At 58.5% G+C, this 14,837-nt stretch carries 15 protein-coding genes, 2 tRNA genes and 1 pseudogene; 12 read left to right on the forward strand and 6 right to left on the reverse strand.

The features are described from left to right. Nucleotides 1–78 precede the first annotated feature (78 nt). Nucleotides 79–1,305: a polysaccharide biosynthesis GNAT family N-acetyltransferase UppA gene (uppA, locus tag RS75_RS07285; protein WP_045018744.1), complete on the forward strand. Its 1,227-nt coding sequence runs from the start codon at nt 79–81 to the stop codon at nt 1,303–1,305. 24 nt (nt 1,306–1,329) lie between these two features. Here uppA and uppB read toward each other — a convergent pair whose 3' ends face one another. Continuing rightward, the gene (uppB, locus tag RS75_RS07290) at nt 1,330–3,594 is read right to left on the reverse strand and encodes a polysaccharide biosynthesis protein UppB (protein WP_045018746.1); all 2,265 of its coding nucleotides are present in this window, start codon (nt 3,592–3,594) and stop codon (nt 1,330–1,332) included. A 208-nt stretch (nt 3,595–3,802) separates the two neighbouring features. Between uppB and uppC the strand changes: the two genes are divergently transcribed. From uppC to RS75_RS07320, 6 genes are all read left to right on the forward strand, one after another. After that, entirely contained in the window at nt 3,803–4,375 is a 573-nt protein-coding gene (gene uppC / locus RS75_RS07295; RefSeq protein ID WP_045018748.1) for a polysaccharide export protein UppC, read from the forward strand. A 17-nt stretch (nt 4,376–4,392) separates the two neighbouring features. Continuing rightward, nucleotides 4,393–5,535: a polysaccharide biosynthesis type 4 glycosyltransferase UppD gene (uppD, locus tag RS75_RS07300; RefSeq protein WP_045018750.1), complete on the forward strand. Its 1,143-nt coding sequence runs from the start codon at nt 4,393–4,395 to the stop codon at nt 5,533–5,535. 223 nt (nt 5,536–5,758) lie between these two features. Beyond that, nucleotides 5,759–7,312 carry a polysaccharide biosynthesis glycosyltransferase UppE gene (uppE, locus tag RS75_RS07305; protein WP_045018752.1) on the forward strand — a complete coding sequence of 518 codons (1,554 nt, stop codon included), beginning with the start codon at nt 5,759–5,761 and terminating at the stop codon, nt 7,310–7,312. Continuing rightward, nucleotides 7,309–8,550, forward strand: a complete 1,242-nt coding sequence (uppF, locus tag RS75_RS07310) for a polysaccharide biosynthesis O-antigen ligase family protein UppF (RefSeq protein WP_045018753.1) — start codon at nt 7,309–7,311, stop codon at nt 8,548–8,550. The genes uppE and uppF overlap by 4 nt, the downstream gene beginning before the upstream one ends. 78 nt (nt 8,551–8,628) lie before the next feature. Continuing rightward, nucleotides 8,629–8,778, forward strand: coding sequence for a hypothetical protein (locus RS75_RS26865; protein WP_045018756.1), 150 nt, complete (start codon nt 8,629–8,631; stop codon nt 8,776–8,778). Nucleotides 8,779–9,032: 254 nt separating this feature from the next. Then, on the forward strand, nt 9,033–9,674 hold the full coding sequence (locus RS75_RS07320) for a hypothetical protein (RefSeq protein WP_045018758.1): 642 nt from the start codon (nt 9,033–9,035) through the stop codon (nt 9,672–9,674). 149 nt (nt 9,675–9,823) lie between these two features. Here the strand turns inward: RS75_RS07320 and RS75_RS07325 are convergent, their stop codons facing one another. Continuing rightward, nucleotides 9,824–10,366, reverse strand: coding sequence for a DUF1269 domain-containing protein (locus RS75_RS07325; RefSeq protein ID WP_045018760.1), 543 nt, complete (start codon nt 10,364–10,366; stop codon nt 9,824–9,826). 241 nt (nt 10,367–10,607) lie between these two features. Here RS75_RS07325 and RS75_RS07330 point away from each other — a divergent pair. The 3 genes from RS75_RS07330 to RS75_RS25500 all read left to right on the forward strand — a co-directional run bounded on the left by RS75_RS07330 (nt 10,608) and on the right by RS75_RS25500 (nt 11,512). Beyond that, nucleotides 10,608–10,684: transfer RNA gene (locus tag RS75_RS07330), tRNA-Pro, on the forward strand. 138 nt (nt 10,685–10,822) lie between these two features. Then, on the forward strand, nt 10,823–11,083 hold the full coding sequence (locus RS75_RS07335) for a hypothetical protein (RefSeq protein ID WP_045018762.1): 261 nt from the start codon (nt 10,823–10,825) through the stop codon (nt 11,081–11,083). A gap of 225 nt (nt 11,084–11,308) precedes the next feature. Then, the gene (locus tag RS75_RS25500) at nt 11,309–11,512 is read left to right on the forward strand and encodes a hypothetical protein (RefSeq protein ID WP_084686544.1); all 204 of its coding nucleotides are present in this window, start codon (nt 11,309–11,311) and stop codon (nt 11,510–11,512) included. 93 nt (nt 11,513–11,605) lie between these two features. Here RS75_RS25500 and RS75_RS07345 read toward each other — a convergent pair whose 3' ends face one another. Beyond that, the gene (locus RS75_RS07345) at nt 11,606–12,160 is read right to left on the reverse strand and encodes a dual specificity protein phosphatase family protein (protein ID WP_045018838.1); all 555 of its coding nucleotides are present in this window, start codon (nt 12,158–12,160) and stop codon (nt 11,606–11,608) included. 138 nt (nt 12,161–12,298) lie between these two features. After that, entirely contained in the window at nt 12,299–12,886 is a 588-nt protein-coding gene (locus RS75_RS07350; protein WP_045018766.1) for a YqaA family protein, read from the reverse strand. A gap of 515 nt (nt 12,887–13,401) precedes the next feature. On the opposite strand from RS75_RS07350, the gene RS75_RS07355 reads away from it, so the two are divergent. Beyond that, nucleotides 13,402–14,040, forward strand: coding sequence for an exopolysaccharide biosynthesis protein (locus RS75_RS07355; protein WP_045018768.1), 639 nt, complete (start codon nt 13,402–13,404; stop codon nt 14,038–14,040). A gap of 2 nt (nt 14,041–14,042) precedes the next feature. Here RS75_RS07355 and RS75_RS07360 read toward each other — a convergent pair whose 3' ends face one another. Beyond that, on the reverse strand, nt 14,043–14,327 hold the full coding sequence (locus tag RS75_RS07360; RefSeq protein ID WP_045018770.1) for a hypothetical protein: 285 nt from the start codon (nt 14,325–14,327) through the stop codon (nt 14,043–14,045). A gap of 176 nt (nt 14,328–14,503) precedes the next feature. On the opposite strand from RS75_RS07360, the gene RS75_RS07365 reads away from it, so the two are divergent. Next, nucleotides 14,504–14,578 (forward strand) — tRNA-Asn (locus tag RS75_RS07365). A 106-nt stretch (nt 14,579–14,684) separates the two neighbouring features. Here the strand turns inward: RS75_RS07365 and RS75_RS27050 are convergent. Beyond that, nucleotides 14,685–14,837, reverse strand: a pseudogene (locus tag RS75_RS27050) (DUF2934 domain-containing protein); the annotation flags it as partial.

The following is a 14,837-nucleotide window of genomic DNA, read 5'->3' on the forward strand; positions in this document are numbered from 1 at the left end:
ATCCGCAGGTCGCAATTTTATAAACCTATTGTTTGCCGCTCAGCGATATAGTCCGACGGAAACAACCGGAGAGAGTGGATGGCGGCTGAGGGGCCGGTCACAGTCATCAAGGACAATGGACCAGCTGCCGTTCAAAACGAGCGGCGCGGTGCTGATCGTCTGGCTATCGACCTCGTCGACGACGCCTCGACCATCCGTCTGGACTGGGAGCGGCTGGAGCGCGACCCTCTCAATTCGCTGCATCAGGGTTTCGGCTGGTGCTCCATCTGGACGCGAACGCAGGGCACGCCCCTCCTGATCATTCGCGGCAGACAGAACGGTAAGACCGTCTTCCTGCTGCCGCTCGAAATCGTTCTGGAAGGCGGCATCCGCAAGGCGCGGTTTCCTGGCGGTCGTTTCAACAATATCAACACGGGGCTTTTCGACCCTTCCTTCGCCGAAGAGACCGGGCAGAAAACGGCGGCCGCCATTGCCCGGGAGGCACAAAAGCTGCTGCGTGGCCGGGCGGATATTCTCGCCTTGCAGAACATACCGCTGATCTGGCGCGGCCGGATCAACCCGCTCTCGCATCTGGCATCCGTCGAAAACCAGAACCCGGCGTTCCAGCTGCCCCTGCTCGAGAGTTTCGAAAACACGCTTCGTCAGATCAACGGGAAGCGGCGACGGAAGAAATTCCGCATCCAGAGCCGCCGGGCTGCGGAGATGGGCGGTTACACACACGTCATCGCCCGCTCGCCGGGGGAAAAATGCGAATTGCTTCGGGTTTTCTTCCGGCAGAAGGCTGCACGTTTCGCCTCACAGGGCATTCCGAATGTTTTTCGCGATCAGTCGGTTCAGGATTTTTTCCACGATCTGGCTGCTTTTCCGGAGACGGAGACGGACAGCCTGATGGAACTGCACGCCATTCGTCTGCATGGCGAAAACGAAGGCATCATCGCCGCCATATCGGGCCTTTCGCGTAAGCAGGATCATATCATCTGCCAGTTCGGTTCGATCGACGAGACGGTTTCGGAACTCAGCCCCGGCGAATTGCTGTTCTGGCTGATGATCGAGCGGGCCTGCGGCGAAAAAGCCGCGATCTTCGATTTCGGTGTCGGCGACCAGCTTTACAAGCGTAGCTGGTGTCCGCACTCCACCGTGCAGCACGATATATTCCTGCCGGTGACATTGAAGGGTCGCGCCGCAGCCTTCGCCTATGTCGCCATCGCCCGGACAAAAAGCCTGATCAAATCCAATCCGGCGCTTTATGCATTCATTCAGCGTTTCCGCGCCGGACGACCTCGGCCGGACACCGCCACCGACTGAGCAGGTAATACCGCCCGCAGCCTGTCAGGCGGCGCTCAAACGGTCCGGCTTGCGGATTCCGGTCATCGGCAATGCCTGTCCATAGCCATGGGCGACCAGTTCTCCCAGGGTCTTTTCCAGCAGCGCGCCATCATTACCGGAAACGGAAACGATGATTTCCGCCGGCAGATTGCGCAGCATTTTCTCGAGGCTCGATATCTGCACCGCGCCGCATTCCACAAGGACCGTATCATAGGCGTCAGAAAGCGCGCTGAGGATCATCGTCAGGCGGTCGATGGCGCGCATGGCCTCGCGCGGCTGCGCATTACCGCGCGGCACGATATGGGCGTCGGAAAGCCGGTCGCCGTGAATGGTTTCGCCAAAGGCGGCAGCGCCGGCCAGAAGGTCCATGACACCCGGCAGCCCGGCCTCGGGCGCCATCAGGCGCGTCGGAGAGGCCGACGCCGTCATATCGACGAGAATGACCGACCGGCCCATTTCGGACAAGGCGCGGGCCAGCATGACGGTGGTGGTCGAGCCGCTATCACCGGCCGGAGACACGACGGCGGCAACGGATTTGGCAAGACGGGTCGCCAGAAACGAAGCGACGGCATCGATCGAGAAATCATCGGCGCTTTCGGTCTCTTCTTTTGCGGATTCCTCTTTCGCAGTCACTGCTTCCTCTACCGGCAGAGCCGATGCGACAGCTGCGGCCATGATCGGCATCTGCGGTTCCTGCTCGACGACGGGCTGGCGCGCAGCGGCGGGCATGGCCCGGACAGCGGGCCGCGCGTCTTCATGACGGGATGGCAGAGGTTGTTCCGAAATATCCGTGGTTTCGTCCGTATCGACAATAGCGCGCTTTGGCGGCGGCGGATCGGACAGCGGCGGAACATGGTTTTTGCCCACCGGCTTCAATGCTCGCCCGGTGAACAGTTCCACGAGCATGACAATGATGCAGGAGAGAAGAAAAGCCGCCAGCGTGACGACGATGGTGATCGCCCCGGTCTTCGGGAAATAGGGTTCGCGCGGCTCCACCGCCGTCGAGATCACGCGCGCATCGGCGGGCGTGGAATCCACTGAACCGGCGCGCGACGTCGCTTCCCTGTAACGGGCGAGATAGGTTTCCAGAAGTTGCCGCTGGGCCGAGGCCTCACGCTCCAGATCGTTCAAACCAACCTGCTGTTCGCCGGCGCGCACGCTTTCCGTTTTAAGCACGTTCATTTGCTGGACCAGTTGCCGTTCCCGCAGGCGGGATACACCAGCCTCGTTTTCCAGACTTGCGAGCACCTTGCGGGTCTCTTCCTGGATTTGCCGCTCTATGCCGTCAAGCTGGCTGCGCAGCGCCTTGATGCGCGGATGGCCCTCCAGCAGCGAGGACGACAGGTCGGAAATCTGGCTGCGCATGGCAGCCTCGCTTTCCTTCAATCTCTGGATCATCGGCGAAGCAACGACATCGGGGAAGGTATCGAGCGGGCGGCCACTCGAAAGCGCGTTGCGCACGCCTTCCGCCCGCGCCTCTGCATTCGCCCGCTCCCCGCGGATACGGCCGAGTTCGGTCGAAATATCGCTGAGCTGACGGGTGGCGAGCGTTTCGCCCTGCCCCGCCGACAGAATATCGGACGAGGCGCGATAATCCGCGACCTTCCTGTCCGCCACGCGCACCTTTTCGCGCAGACTGGTTATTTCCGGCTCCAGCCAGCGCGCCGCCTCCGTGCTGGTGTCCAGTTTCGCGCCGCTTTGCAGCGCAATATAGGCCTTCATCATCTCGTTGGGGACGGCGGCCGCAAGCTTCGGATCCTCGGAAGAGAATTCGACGGTGATGACGCGCGAGCTTTCGACCTGATAGACCTGCAATTTTTCTCGGAACGCCTTCAGAATGCGCTCCTCGGGCGGCACCTGAAGCGGGTCCTTCTTGACGCCGACGCCGACCAGCAGCTTCGAGACGAGGGAAGGACGCGCCTCCGGGTCAAACTCCTCCAGCTCATAGAGCTTCATGTCTTTGGCGACCTGCTTGATAAGGTCGACCGATTGCAGGATCTGCGCCTGGCTGGAGATGGTCAGTTCATCGAGCACAGGCTCGGCGGGCGCGTTCGATTGCTGCGATGCGCCGAAGGAGGCCGTACGGGACTCGATGAGGACGCGCGCCTCTCCCTTGTAAGCGGGCGACATCATGCTGGAGATCACGAAAGCGGCGCCGCCGGCCAACAGCGTTACCGCTGCGATCCGGCCCTTGCGTTGCCATATGGCAGCGACGAGCCGCGCAAGATCGATATCCACATCCCTGTCATCAATGCGATCGCCGTTCATGCAGGCTCCGTAACCGAGACAAACCTCGGCGCTTAAATATAGAAGGCCATTTTCGCGGAGTTTAAGTCTTTCCGGTAACACAACAGTTAATTGTGGCGAAGCCGACGAAATAAAGCCGATATTACCATCCTTGGGACTGGCTGTTTACCGCGCATTAACCCTAACAGAACGATAAGAATGCTCATAGTTCGACTCGGAGCCAAATGAGATGCCGCTCGCCGGATCACGATATGCCACCGCACTGACGCTCGCCGTGCTGACGGCCCTTTCCGGTTGCGCGGCATATCAACCCGCGCCCAAGGCTTTCCACGAGGTCGCCCTGCAACCCTATCACATCGATAGCGGCGACAGGCTGCGCATCAACGTGTTCGAGCAAACCGGGCTGACGAATACCTATACGGTCGATCAGGCCGGTTATGTCGCCTTCCCGCTCGTCGGGCAGGTTCCCGCAAGGGGCAAGACGCTGCCGCAGCTCGAGGCCGCCATTGCCGCGAAATTGCGTCAGGGGTACCTGCGCGATCCTGATGTGACCATCGAGATCGACCGTTATCGCCCGGTCTTCATCATGGGCGAAGTCGGTCGTCCCGGCCAATATTCCTACGTGCCTGGCATGACAGCGCAAAACGCCATCGCCATCGCCGGCGGTTTCACGCCGCGCGCCAACCAGGCCGATATCGATATCACCCGCAAGATCAATGCCGAGGTGATGACCGGCCGGATCGGGATCACCGCACCAATTCTCGCGGGCGATACGGTCTATGTGCGTGAACGCTTCTTCTGAAAAACGGAGTGGCACAGATGTCGGATGACGGCCCTCCCCTACGCATCATTCACTGTTTTCGCTCCCCCGTCGGCGGCGTCTTCCGCCACGTGCGCGATCTTATCGAAGAACATGTCAAACAGGGCCACAAGGTCGGCATCGTCTGCGACAGTTCCACCGGCGGCGCGCATGAGGAACGGCTTTTCGCGCAAATCGCCCCGATGCTGGAACTGGGGCTGACCCGCCTGCCCATCAAGCGCTCGATCAGCCCCAGGGACCTGCCTGCGCTCATAAAGTCCTACAACCATATCAAAAGTTTGCGGCCGGACATTCTGCACGGGCACAGCGCCAAGGGTGGCGCTCTTGCCCGGTTGATCGGCTCATTGTTGCGGGTGAACAAGTATCGCGTAGCCCGCCTCTATTCGCCGCATGGCGGCAGCCTGCACTACGACCGAAAGAGCCTGAAGGGCCAGCTGTTCCTGCGGATCGAGCGGTTTCAGGAGCGTTTTACCGACGCCCTGTGTTTCGTCTGCAATTTCGAGCAGGCGACCTACGAAGCCAAGGTGGGCAAGCCGCGCACCCGCACCGCGATGATCTATAACGGCGTGCAGGAAAGCGAATTCGAAACCGTGCCCGCCCGCGAGGGTGCGGCACGTTTCCTCTATATCGGCATGTTGCGCGACCTCAAGGGACCTGATGTCTTCATCCAGGCATTCGCCAGAATGGAGCGCAGCATCGGCCGGCCCATGTCCGGCGTGATCGTCGGCGACGGGCCGGACCGGGACAAATATGCGGCCATGATCGACAAGGCCGGGCTTTCCCTGCGGATTTCCATGCATGCCGCCATGCCCGCCAGACTGGCATTCGAACTGGCGACGACGGTGGTGGTTCCCTCGCGCGCCGAGGCTATGCCCTATATCGTGCTGGAAGCGCTTGCGGCGGGAAAAACGGTTATCGCCTCGCATGTCGGCGGCATTCCGGAAGTTCTTGGAGAAGACAGCGAGGCGCTAGTTCCGGCGGGCGACGCCGATGCGCTGGCAAAAATCATGGTCAAGGACGCCGAAAGCGACGACTGGGCAAAACAGGTCATGCCCCACCCCGACAGCTTCAAGGCGAAGTTTTCAACCCCGATCATGGCAAATGACATGATGAAGCTTTATCGCGGTCTGCTTTCGCTCTAGAAACATTTTAAAAACACGATTTTTAATTGTATATTCCGTTCTCCTGTAGAAACTCATCATAAACGTTTCTTAGCATGTTTCGGCTAGTTTCCAGCTCGTAGGGCGCGTGCGTCCATTCGGACGCTACACGAGGATGCTCTACCACTTTGAAGTTGCGCATCGTTCCTGTCGAAAATCGATTCCGGTTTTCGGGCCGATACGCTGGAGGGTGCGGACCAAAGCAATGACCAAGGCTGACAAGGAAAGACTGCAATTCGATCTGGCGTCATTGCGCAAAAAAGCTTCCGAGCGCGAAGCCGGGGAGCCTTTCGCAGCCGAAACCATCATTCTCAACCCGCTTGCACGGCAGATCGCCAACCAGCTGCGCGCCGGCAACCATTCACCGAACATGGTGATCGGCCAGTTGCGGCTTCTGGAATTTTCGATGCTTGCGGTCATCGCGGCCATCGTCAACGGCATTGCCGCCGATCGCGGTCTCGAAACCTTTCTGGTCATTTTCGGCAGCGGCGTGCTGGGTGCTGCGCTCTGCGTATTTCTTCTGCAGGCGGGCGACTGTTACCAGCTTCCGACGCTGCGCGCGCCGCTGAAGATGTTCGCCCGCATTCAGGGCTCCATATGCCTGTCCTTCGTCGGGCTGGCCTGCTTCCTTCTCCTCTTTTTCCCCGAGGCGATGCATTCCTGGCAGGCCTTCGGCATCTGGTACGCAACGAGCGCAATCGCCATTTTCACCGGACGGCTGATTCTCGGCTTCGCCATTCGTCACTGGGGCCGCAACGGCGTGATGGAACGCCGCGCCGTCATCGTCGGCGGCGGCGATACCGCGAAGGACCTCATCCGCTCGCTTGAACAGCAATCGGACAATGATATCCGCATCTGCGGTATTTTCGACGACCGCAAAAGCGAGCGTTCGCCCGATGTCGTTGCCGGCTATCCCAAGCTTGGCACCTTCGCGGAACTGGTGGAATTCGCCCGCCTGACGAAGCTCGACATGCTGATCATCGCCCTGCCGCTCAGCGCCGAGGCGCGCATCCTCCAGCTCCTGCGCAAGCTCTGGGTGCTGCCGGTCGATATCCGGATTGCGGCGCATGCCAACAAATTGCGTTTCCGCCCCCGCGCTTATTCCCATGTCGGCACGGTGCCGATGCTCGACGTGTTCGACAAGCCGATCCGCGACTGGGATTCGGTGGCGAAGCGGGTGTTCGACATCACCTTCAGCATTATCGGCATCGTCCTCCTGTGGCCGGTGATGCTGGGTGCTGCGATCGCCGTCAAGACGACCTCCAAAGGCCCGGTTCTTTTCAAGCAGAAGCGTCACGGCTTCAACAATGAAACGATCAATGTCTGGAAGTTCCGTTCCATGTATACGGAACTCAGCGACCCGACGGCGAAAAAGGCCGTCACGAAAAACGACCCGCGCGTCACGCCGGTCGGCCGGTTCCTGCGGAAATCCTCGATGGATGAGCTGCCGCAGCTTTTCAACGTTCTTTACGGCGATCTTTCGCTGGTCGGGCCACGCCCGCACGCGGTGCACGCACAGACGGGCGACCTGAAATATACCGAGGTGGTGGAGCATTATTTCGCGCGGCACAAGGTCAAGCCCGGCGTTACCGGCTGGGCGCAGATCAACGGCTGGCGCGGCGAGATCGACCACGGCGACAAGATCAAGTTCCGCACCGAATACGATCTTTATTACATCGAGAACTGGTCGCTGTTTCTCGATCTCAAGATTCTGTTCCTGACGCCGATACGGCTGCTCAAATCGGAAAACGCCTATTGACCCACGCCGATTACCAGCACGCACCGGGTTTTGACGCACCGCTTGCCGCCATGCGGCTGGTCGGTGCGTTCTTCATCGCTTTCGGCGTGTTTCTTTCCGGCTTCGTGATTTCCGAGCCGGCGCCCTACGAGCTGATGATGGTGGGACAAGTGGCCGTCTGGTTCCTGCTGGGCTTGCGCCTTTCGCGCACCGTCGTGCTGCTTTTGTGCATGCTACTCGCCTTCAATGTCGGCGGTTATCTTTCGCTCACCACCATGGCCGATCTGGACGAGGGACCGCTCTATCTCGCCGTATCGACCTTTCTGGCGCTGACCTCGATTTTTTATGCGGCGATCATCGAGGACAAGCACCAGCGGCTGCTGCTGATATTCCGGGCCTGGCTCGCGGCGGCGCTGATCACGTCCCTGCTCGGCATCATCGGATATTTTCACGCCATTCCCGGTTTCGAGGTCTTTACCCTCTACGATCGCGCCAAGGGTGCGTTTCAGGATCCTAACGTCTTCGGCCCCTTCCTCGTGACGCCGTCGCTTTACCTGATCTATGGCTTGCTTTCCGGCAAGGCGATGCATGCGCCGTGGCGGATCGTCGGCCTGCTGATCCTGTCGCTCGGCGTGTTCCTGTCGTTTTCGCGCGCGGCATGGGGTCTGTTTCTATTTGCCGCCGTCCTCCTGGTTTTCGTCATGCTGCTGAAGGAGCGCACCGCCGCGTTCCGCCTGAAAATCCTCGTCCTGTTTCTCGTCGCCGTCGCGCTGATGGTCGCGGCGGTGATTATCGCGCTGCAATTCAAGCAGGTCGCCGACCTGTTCTCGAGCCGCGCCTCTGCGGTGCAATCCTATGATGGCGGCCATCTCGGGCGTTTTGCCCGCCACTATCTCGGTTTCCTGCTGGCGATGGATCATCCGCTCGGCATCGGCCCCATGGTGTTCGACAACATCTTTCCCGCCGCCGAACATAATATCTGGCTGAAAAGCCTGACCACGCACGGCTGGTTCGGCTTCGTCATCTATCTCACGCTGATCTGCTGGACCATTGCCGCCGGCTTCAGGCTTCTGCTGCGCCAGCGGGCCTGGCAACCGTTCCTGATCATTTCATGGGTATCCTTCGTCGGGCATGTGATGATCGGCGCCGTCATCGACACCGACCACTGGCGGCACTTCTTCCTGCTGCTCGGCATATTGTGGGGATGCATGGCGCTGGAAAAACGCGAAAGCCTGCGCCGCCGCCGAACAGCCGTCTAAAGTACTTACCCTAACGGAACCTTGCGTTATTTCATGCGTTTAGCCCCCGATCATGATTGTCAAACGGGGAGACATCCTATGACGCAGACCAACAATCTCTATTTCATCATCGGCGCGCTCATCGTCGTCATCGCCGGGCTTGGCGCCTATGTCTGGCACGAGGAAAGCAAACCGAAGGGGATCGAGATGAATATCGGCCCTAACGGTGTTTCCGTTCAGGAGAACTGAGCATTTCCCCGTAAAAGTGCGTGAAGCCGAAGAATAAAGCGCGTCCAACGATTCCGCTTATCAGGGGTATACCCTATGTCCGCAAGCGTCGCGCAAAGTTCGTCTATTAAATCGGGTGCATCCCAAGCTTAAGAGGGCTTGGATGCACCCGGTCTCCTTATGAGAGGAGACGAAAGGCGGGATCGACAATCCGCGCCGAGCCGGTTCAGTATGCATGATGTGTATCGGGCCTGATCATGGAAACAGTTAGCGCAATGGTCTCCTCCGTCGACCTGTCCACCCGCATCGCCGCCACCAAGCTCGCTCTCAAGGCCATCAGGGAGCAGGAGGACAGTTCCACTACTACCTCCTCGCCACGGGCGGCGATCCTCGGCTCCTATGGGATCGACACCTCCCCCTCCTCCACCAATACGAGGCTGACGCAACTTCTGGCGCAATATGCGCAGTCCTCCAGCGACGACACGAAGACCGACGACGCTGACGCGCAGGCGCCTTCCGGCGACATTACGCAGGCCAGCTTCATGAAGAACCTGAAGGGGACGCTGGAAGAACTGTCCAAGGATCCCAGCAAGGCCGCGCAGGCCAAGGCGATGCTGGAAGCGCTGGCCGCCGGCACGCTGACCGTCGCCGATCCGACCGAGGGCATGAAGATAAAGGCCTGGGACGTAGAGGCGGACAAGAAAATCACCTCGAAACCGGCAACGGAAATCACTATCGCGGGCTGGAGCGATTTTCTGAAGGACCATCTCAAGCGCGACGGTTCGGCCTATGCCAAGAGCGCCGGTGGCGCCTATGTCGACAGCATTTCTGGCGACAACGCGTTTTTTGGCACCGTCGGCAGCCGCTATTATTATCTCACCTGGCCACAGGCGAAAACCGGTACGCTGACCGTTTAAGCCGTCGTTTCCGGCTGGAAGCGCTGGCATGGCGGTTGCGAGCGGATAGGCGCGGCAAGCCTTCCGCTGTTACTGCATGCCGCCGCCCGCGCCCATTATCGATCCGCTGCGACATGCATCATGCCGCAGCGTTCTTCTCTCTACCCCGCTCAGGCGACGGGCGCAGGCGTGGCGACCTGCTCGGTTCCGCCGGAAAGCGCTTTTTGCAGCTGCGCTTCCTGCTCCGGCGAAAGCGAGGTTTTGATGACACGGCCGCGCAGGCCCTCCAGTTCAGCAAGCACCTTTTCCGGCTGTACCTTGCGGATCAGCACGAAAAGCGCCGAGGAACCATTGGGAATGGTCTCACCGAGCGATTTGATGAAATCGTCGTCGATGCCGTAATCCGTCAACGAACCGGCAAGCGCGCCCGTACCCGCGCCAATTGCGCCGCCGATCGCAAAGCCCGCCAGGGGATTGAGGAACAGCAGGCCGACAAGGCCGCCCCAGAGGCCGCCGGACAAGAAACCGGAGCTTGCACCGATGGCCGTCAGATTGACGCTCTGCTTCAGATGCACCTTGCCGCTTTCATCGCGAACGACGACCACGGCGTCCTCCAGATCGACCAGATATTCCTTTTTCAGACTTGCAAGCTTCAGAAGAACCCGATCGGCCTCTTCCGTTCCGTCAAAACCGACAACGACGAGTTCGGACATAATTTATCTCCCTGAGTTTCGTTTCAATTCCGCTGCGATGGAACGCCGAAGACTACGGCAGGTTCCCGCAATGATAGAAAAACGATGTGTCACGCGTTTGACGGGCTGGGCCGCCCGAGGAAAATTCGCCCCAATTTTTTGTCTCCTTCCCCCGTGGCCCACAGCCTTTTTCCCTTTTTTTGAGAAAAGGCGATTTTCCGCTTGCGCCCTAACAGGCTTATATATAAACGGCTTTCAGGTTCGGAGCGTAGCGCAGCCCGGTAGCGCACTTGACTGGGGGTCAAGGGGTCGTGGGTTCGAATCCCGCCGCTCCGACCAATAAAAACAGATAGATAGCCAGTTCCCCCAGAGCTGGCTATAATTTTTTCAGCTACCTTGTAGCCAGCGCTATGCGCGAATTTAAGAGACCCGGTTCGGGTGTTCGTTTATCCAAGCCTGAGAACGAGGTGTGCTGAGATGACCAAAAAAACGAAAATAGAACACTCAGAATTTTCAGGCGAGTTTGAAGACGACGGTATCACTGTCCTGGTTGATATCCATCGGCCCGCCGGCACCCAGCAAGACTGGACGCTCGAGGTTATCAGCGAGCATGACGATGTCACGACCTGGGACGAACCCTTCGCTACCGACAAGGACGCCTGGGAGGAATTCCTGGCCACCTGCGAGAAAGATGGGATTCGCAGCTTCTTGGACGGCGAAGATCAGTCGGTTCATTGACGCTTGTTTCTGCGGCACCAGACCGTAGAGGTCGTTGGCTCGAATCCCCGCTCCGACCTTCTTTTCTCGATCACCCCATTTGTGATCGAGAACATTCACCGGTAAAATTCCTGAAAAATATGATGTCATTGTAAGGCCTGTGTCCGTCGAAGGACGGAGAATATTGCCTTGTTGACTCTCTGCTAAAATTAGAACATTTAGTGAACAAAAGAGAGGTCAACCGATATGTCCGATGCTGAAAAAATCACCCCCGTGCGGCCTGACGACATAGCCGGATACGTCATCCAGTGTCATGACGGCGATGCGAAGGCGGCTGTCGAAACGCTGCTGGGCGAAATCGAGCATTTGCAGGAACAGCTTTCCCTTGCGGTTGCCATCATGGGAAAAGGCTATACGCGCGGATGGACGCCGGATGCGGGAAGCGACTGAGCCGGCCGCTGCCATTGCTCTGGAGCAAGGCAGAGCGGCCTGCGCCTTCCGCTTTTCAAGTGAGGTGTAGCGAGCGATGCGCTCTAAGCCCCATCAGTACTCGTTTAACGCAACTGCGAAGTCGTCGGTGATCGGCATTTTTTCCGCATTTTCCCACGTCTGGTCCATGGCATAGGTCTCAGACAGATAGGGGATGCCGATATGGCCATAGCGGACGGAAAGTTGGCTTTCAGCCTCCTTTTCGCCGAGAAGCGCTACGCGACTGAGATAAAGCGCGGTTGCCAGCCCCGTCCTGTCCGCACCGGCCTTGCAATGGATGAGGATGGGTTTTGGTGCATCGCGCATGATCGAAACCAGCTCGTTCACCCTGTTCATATCCAGTTCCTGGCTTGCAGACATGCCAAAATCGATATGATTCAGCCCAAGCTCGCGGGACGTTTCGACTTCATCCCTGTACCAGGCTTTGGATTCGTTCGCCCCGCGCAGATTGATGACCGTCCTGATACCATGGTCCTTGGCGTAGCGTGCAAGCTCTTCAACGCTTGGCTGGTTGGAACGATAAAGTTGTCCCGCCACCACCTCATGAAAATTGCCCAAAAGCTGAATGGCGTAAAGATATCCGCCTGTCGCAAGCACAGCAATGCCCAGGCCCCAACAGGAGCCTTTCCAAAATCTTCGCATAATAGAACGGTTCCCTCATTGGACGAGGAAACCGATACAGGTGGATTCTGACAGTAAGCTGAAAGTTATGCGACAGTATTGTAAGAGTAAAAAAATTGCGTTCGATCAACGCACGAAAACATAAACCGCATAGACGGCGATGAGCGCAGCGGCAATCGCGGCGGCAATGGCGCCGAGGCGTTTTTCGATGAAATGGCGCACCGGTTCACCGTATTTCTGCAGCAGTCCGGCAAGGATGAAAAAGCGTGCGCCGCGCGTGACGACAGCCGAGATAATGAACAGGCCGAGGCTGATATTGGCCGCACCGGAGAGGATGGTGACGACCTTGATCGGCGGCAGATGCGCAAACCCCGATGTCACCAGCAGCAGAACGATGGTCTCGTAGTCCACCGAGTTCTTGAGCTGCTCGAAGCTGTCCAGTTTTCCGTAAAATTCGAGAATGGGCTTCGCAAGGCTCTCGAACGCATAATGGCCGAGGAACCAGCCGGCAATGCCGCCGAGAACGGAGGCCGCCGTTGCGACGAAAGCATAAAACATCGCCTTTTTCGGCTTCGCCAGCACCATGGGCAGGAAAAGCACATCCGCAGGCACGACAAAGACCGAGCTTTCGACGAAGGCCACGATCGCCAGCCACCACACGGCGGTCTTGCGCGCCGCAAGAGCCATCGTCCAAGCGTAGATGTTTTTCAGCATTTCATGTTCCCGGGAAAGATCATTGTGGGGGCGAGGTAGAGCCAAGGCCTCTCAGCGGCGGTTATGCGGTTTGTCGTCAGGTGCGGGCTTGAGCGGCCAGCCGCCAGATCAGGATTAGACACAACGCAAGAGAATGGCAAATGTTGGAAGATTTATTTTGCATTGCGAAGAACGGAAAAGACGAGCAATTCCAAGCTGCGATGGCCGCCGGTTGCTGCGATGCGAAATTTCATCCTTAGGTAGATAAGTCGGCCTTTTTGTTGTAGAATAAGGCGTGGCGGACAGGAGGAGGAAGTTATCATGGACTATGTAGGCTTCATTACGTCGATCAATCCGGTCATACTCGCTATCCTGCTGATTGTTCTTCTCGCAGGCGTCTATAGCAAATGGGTTTCCCACTAGCAGGGACGAACAATATTGCCAGCAGGCAAAGGCACCGATCTTCCATCGGCGGTAGGCATTCGGCCGGATGAATGTTATCAAACCCGGAGTTAAAACAACTTCCGGGAAGCGGTATGTCGAAGGCATTCACTGATACGTCTGAAAAGCTCAGCGCCACGCTCGAAAAGCTGATCGGAAAACTGCAGGGTCAGACGATCACGTTGCGCGAGCTTATGGAAGCGATCGGCGAACAGGGCTTGTTGCTGATCTGTGCGATAGCCTCCCTGCCCTTCCTCATTCCAGTCTCCATTCCGGGTGTCAGCACCGTGTTCGGCGCGGCGATCATTCTTGTCAGTCTCGCAATCACCCTCAACCGCCTGCCATGGCTGCCCGCCAGGATTCTCGACCGGCAGATGGAAACGGCAAAGCTGGTGCCGGCGCTGAAAAAAGGCGTCGCCATCGTCTCGAAGCTCGATCGCTTCATCCGCCCGCGCATTCCCGTGCTGACGACGGGCATCGTCGCCAACAGAATAAACGGTCTTGCTTTGATGACAGCGGGCGTGTTGTTGATGATGCCGCTCGGCTTCATTCCCTTTTCGAACACGCTGCCGGGCGTCGCCATCCTGCTTCTGTCGGCGGGCATGATCCAGAGGGACGGCGTCATGGTGCTTGGCGGTTATTTGTTCCTTGGCCTGACGGCGATCTATTTCACCGCGCTCGCCTATGCCGCCTTCTGGGCCGGACAGGGCATCAGCAGTTCCATCGGCGGCTGAGCCTATCGCTGGCCTTTGTTGCGGGTGTCGCGGTCGCGGCGGTTGCGGCGCGATGCCCACCAGACCGCCAGCCGTCGCCGCCCGCGGCGAACTGCCGGCAGATCGTGGGAGAGCACGATAAGACCGAGCGGGACCATCCAGAAACCGAGAATGGGCAGGAACCCAAGCGTTCCACCCACCACCAGCGCCGAGCCGGTGACGATCCTGCCAACGCGCGAACGCGGCATGGCGATGCTCCATTTTCCCAGATTGAGGCGACCCGTCCTGTGGTCTATTCCGAATTTCATTCCATACTGCCCTTTAGCATGCGGCCTGTGGATAATTTTTTGACCGTCGATAAGCCCGGAAAATCGGGACTCCGGCGAGATAAAACAAGATGAATGCGTTTTTTTTGAAAAAACCGCTTGGCAAATCGGAAAAGCATTTGTATTACCCCGCTCACACCGCGCCAAGCAGCGCACGTTCCCTGGTAGCTCAGCGGTAGAGCATTCGACTGTTAATCGACAGGTCGCCGGTTCGAATCCGGCCCGGGGAGCCAATTCTTCCAAAACATATCATGAAGAGCGAAGTGCAGCTGCACTCTCGCCCAATCCGGATCGTGATCGTGGCGTCTCATCCCGATCGATTGCCGGGCCGCACGGATGTCAGGTCTTGCTGGCCGCGCGCTTCGTCGCTTTTGTCGTACCGGTGAGTGCCGGCGGGTCGCTGGCCGGGAAACTTTCCTCCAGGCTCTCGGTCAGATCATCGTCTTCTTTTTTGTGGCTCGCGGCCTTCCGTTCTTTCTGAAGTGATTTTAC

Source organism: Rhizobium nepotum 39/7 (genome assembly GCF_000949865.1).
Taxonomy (GTDB): Bacteria; Pseudomonadota; Alphaproteobacteria; order Rhizobiales; family Rhizobiaceae; genus Agrobacterium; species Agrobacterium nepotum.

Coding starts and splice junctions, on each gene's coding strand:
- uppA (WP_045018744.1), top strand. CDS start 79: ATGGCGGCTGAGGGGCCGGTCACAGTCATCAAGGACAATGGACCAGCT.
- uppB (WP_045018746.1), bottom strand. CDS start 3,594: ATGAACGGCGATCGCATTGATGACAGGGATGTGGATATCGATCTTGCG.
- uppC (WP_045018748.1), top strand. CDS start 3,803: ATGCCGCTCGCCGGATCACGATATGCCACCGCACTGACGCTCGCCGTG.
- uppD (WP_045018750.1), top strand. CDS start 4,393: ATGTCGGATGACGGCCCTCCCCTACGCATCATTCACTGTTTTCGCTCC.
- uppE (WP_045018752.1), top strand. CDS start 5,759: ATGACCAAGGCTGACAAGGAAAGACTGCAATTCGATCTGGCGTCATTG.
- RS75_RS26865 (WP_045018756.1), top strand. CDS start 8,629: ATGACGCAGACCAACAATCTCTATTTCATCATCGGCGCGCTCATCGTC.
- RS75_RS07320 (WP_045018758.1), top strand. CDS start 9,033: ATGGTCTCCTCCGTCGACCTGTCCACCCGCATCGCCGCCACCAAGCTC.
- RS75_RS07325 (WP_045018760.1), bottom strand. CDS start 10,366: ATGTCCGAACTCGTCGTTGTCGGTTTTGACGGAACGGAAGAGGCCGAT.
- RS75_RS07335 (WP_045018762.1), top strand. CDS start 10,823: ATGACCAAAAAAACGAAAATAGAACACTCAGAATTTTCAGGCGAGTTT.
- RS75_RS25500 (WP_084686544.1), top strand. CDS start 11,309: ATGTCCGATGCTGAAAAAATCACCCCCGTGCGGCCTGACGACATAGCC.
- RS75_RS07350 (WP_045018766.1), bottom strand. CDS start 12,886: ATGCTGAAAAACATCTACGCTTGGACGATGGCTCTTGCGGCGCGCAAG.
- RS75_RS07355 (WP_045018768.1), top strand. CDS start 13,402: ATGTCGAAGGCATTCACTGATACGTCTGAAAAGCTCAGCGCCACGCTC.
- RS75_RS07360 (WP_045018770.1), bottom strand. CDS start 14,327: ATGAAATTCGGAATAGACCACAGGACGGGTCGCCTCAATCTGGGAAAA.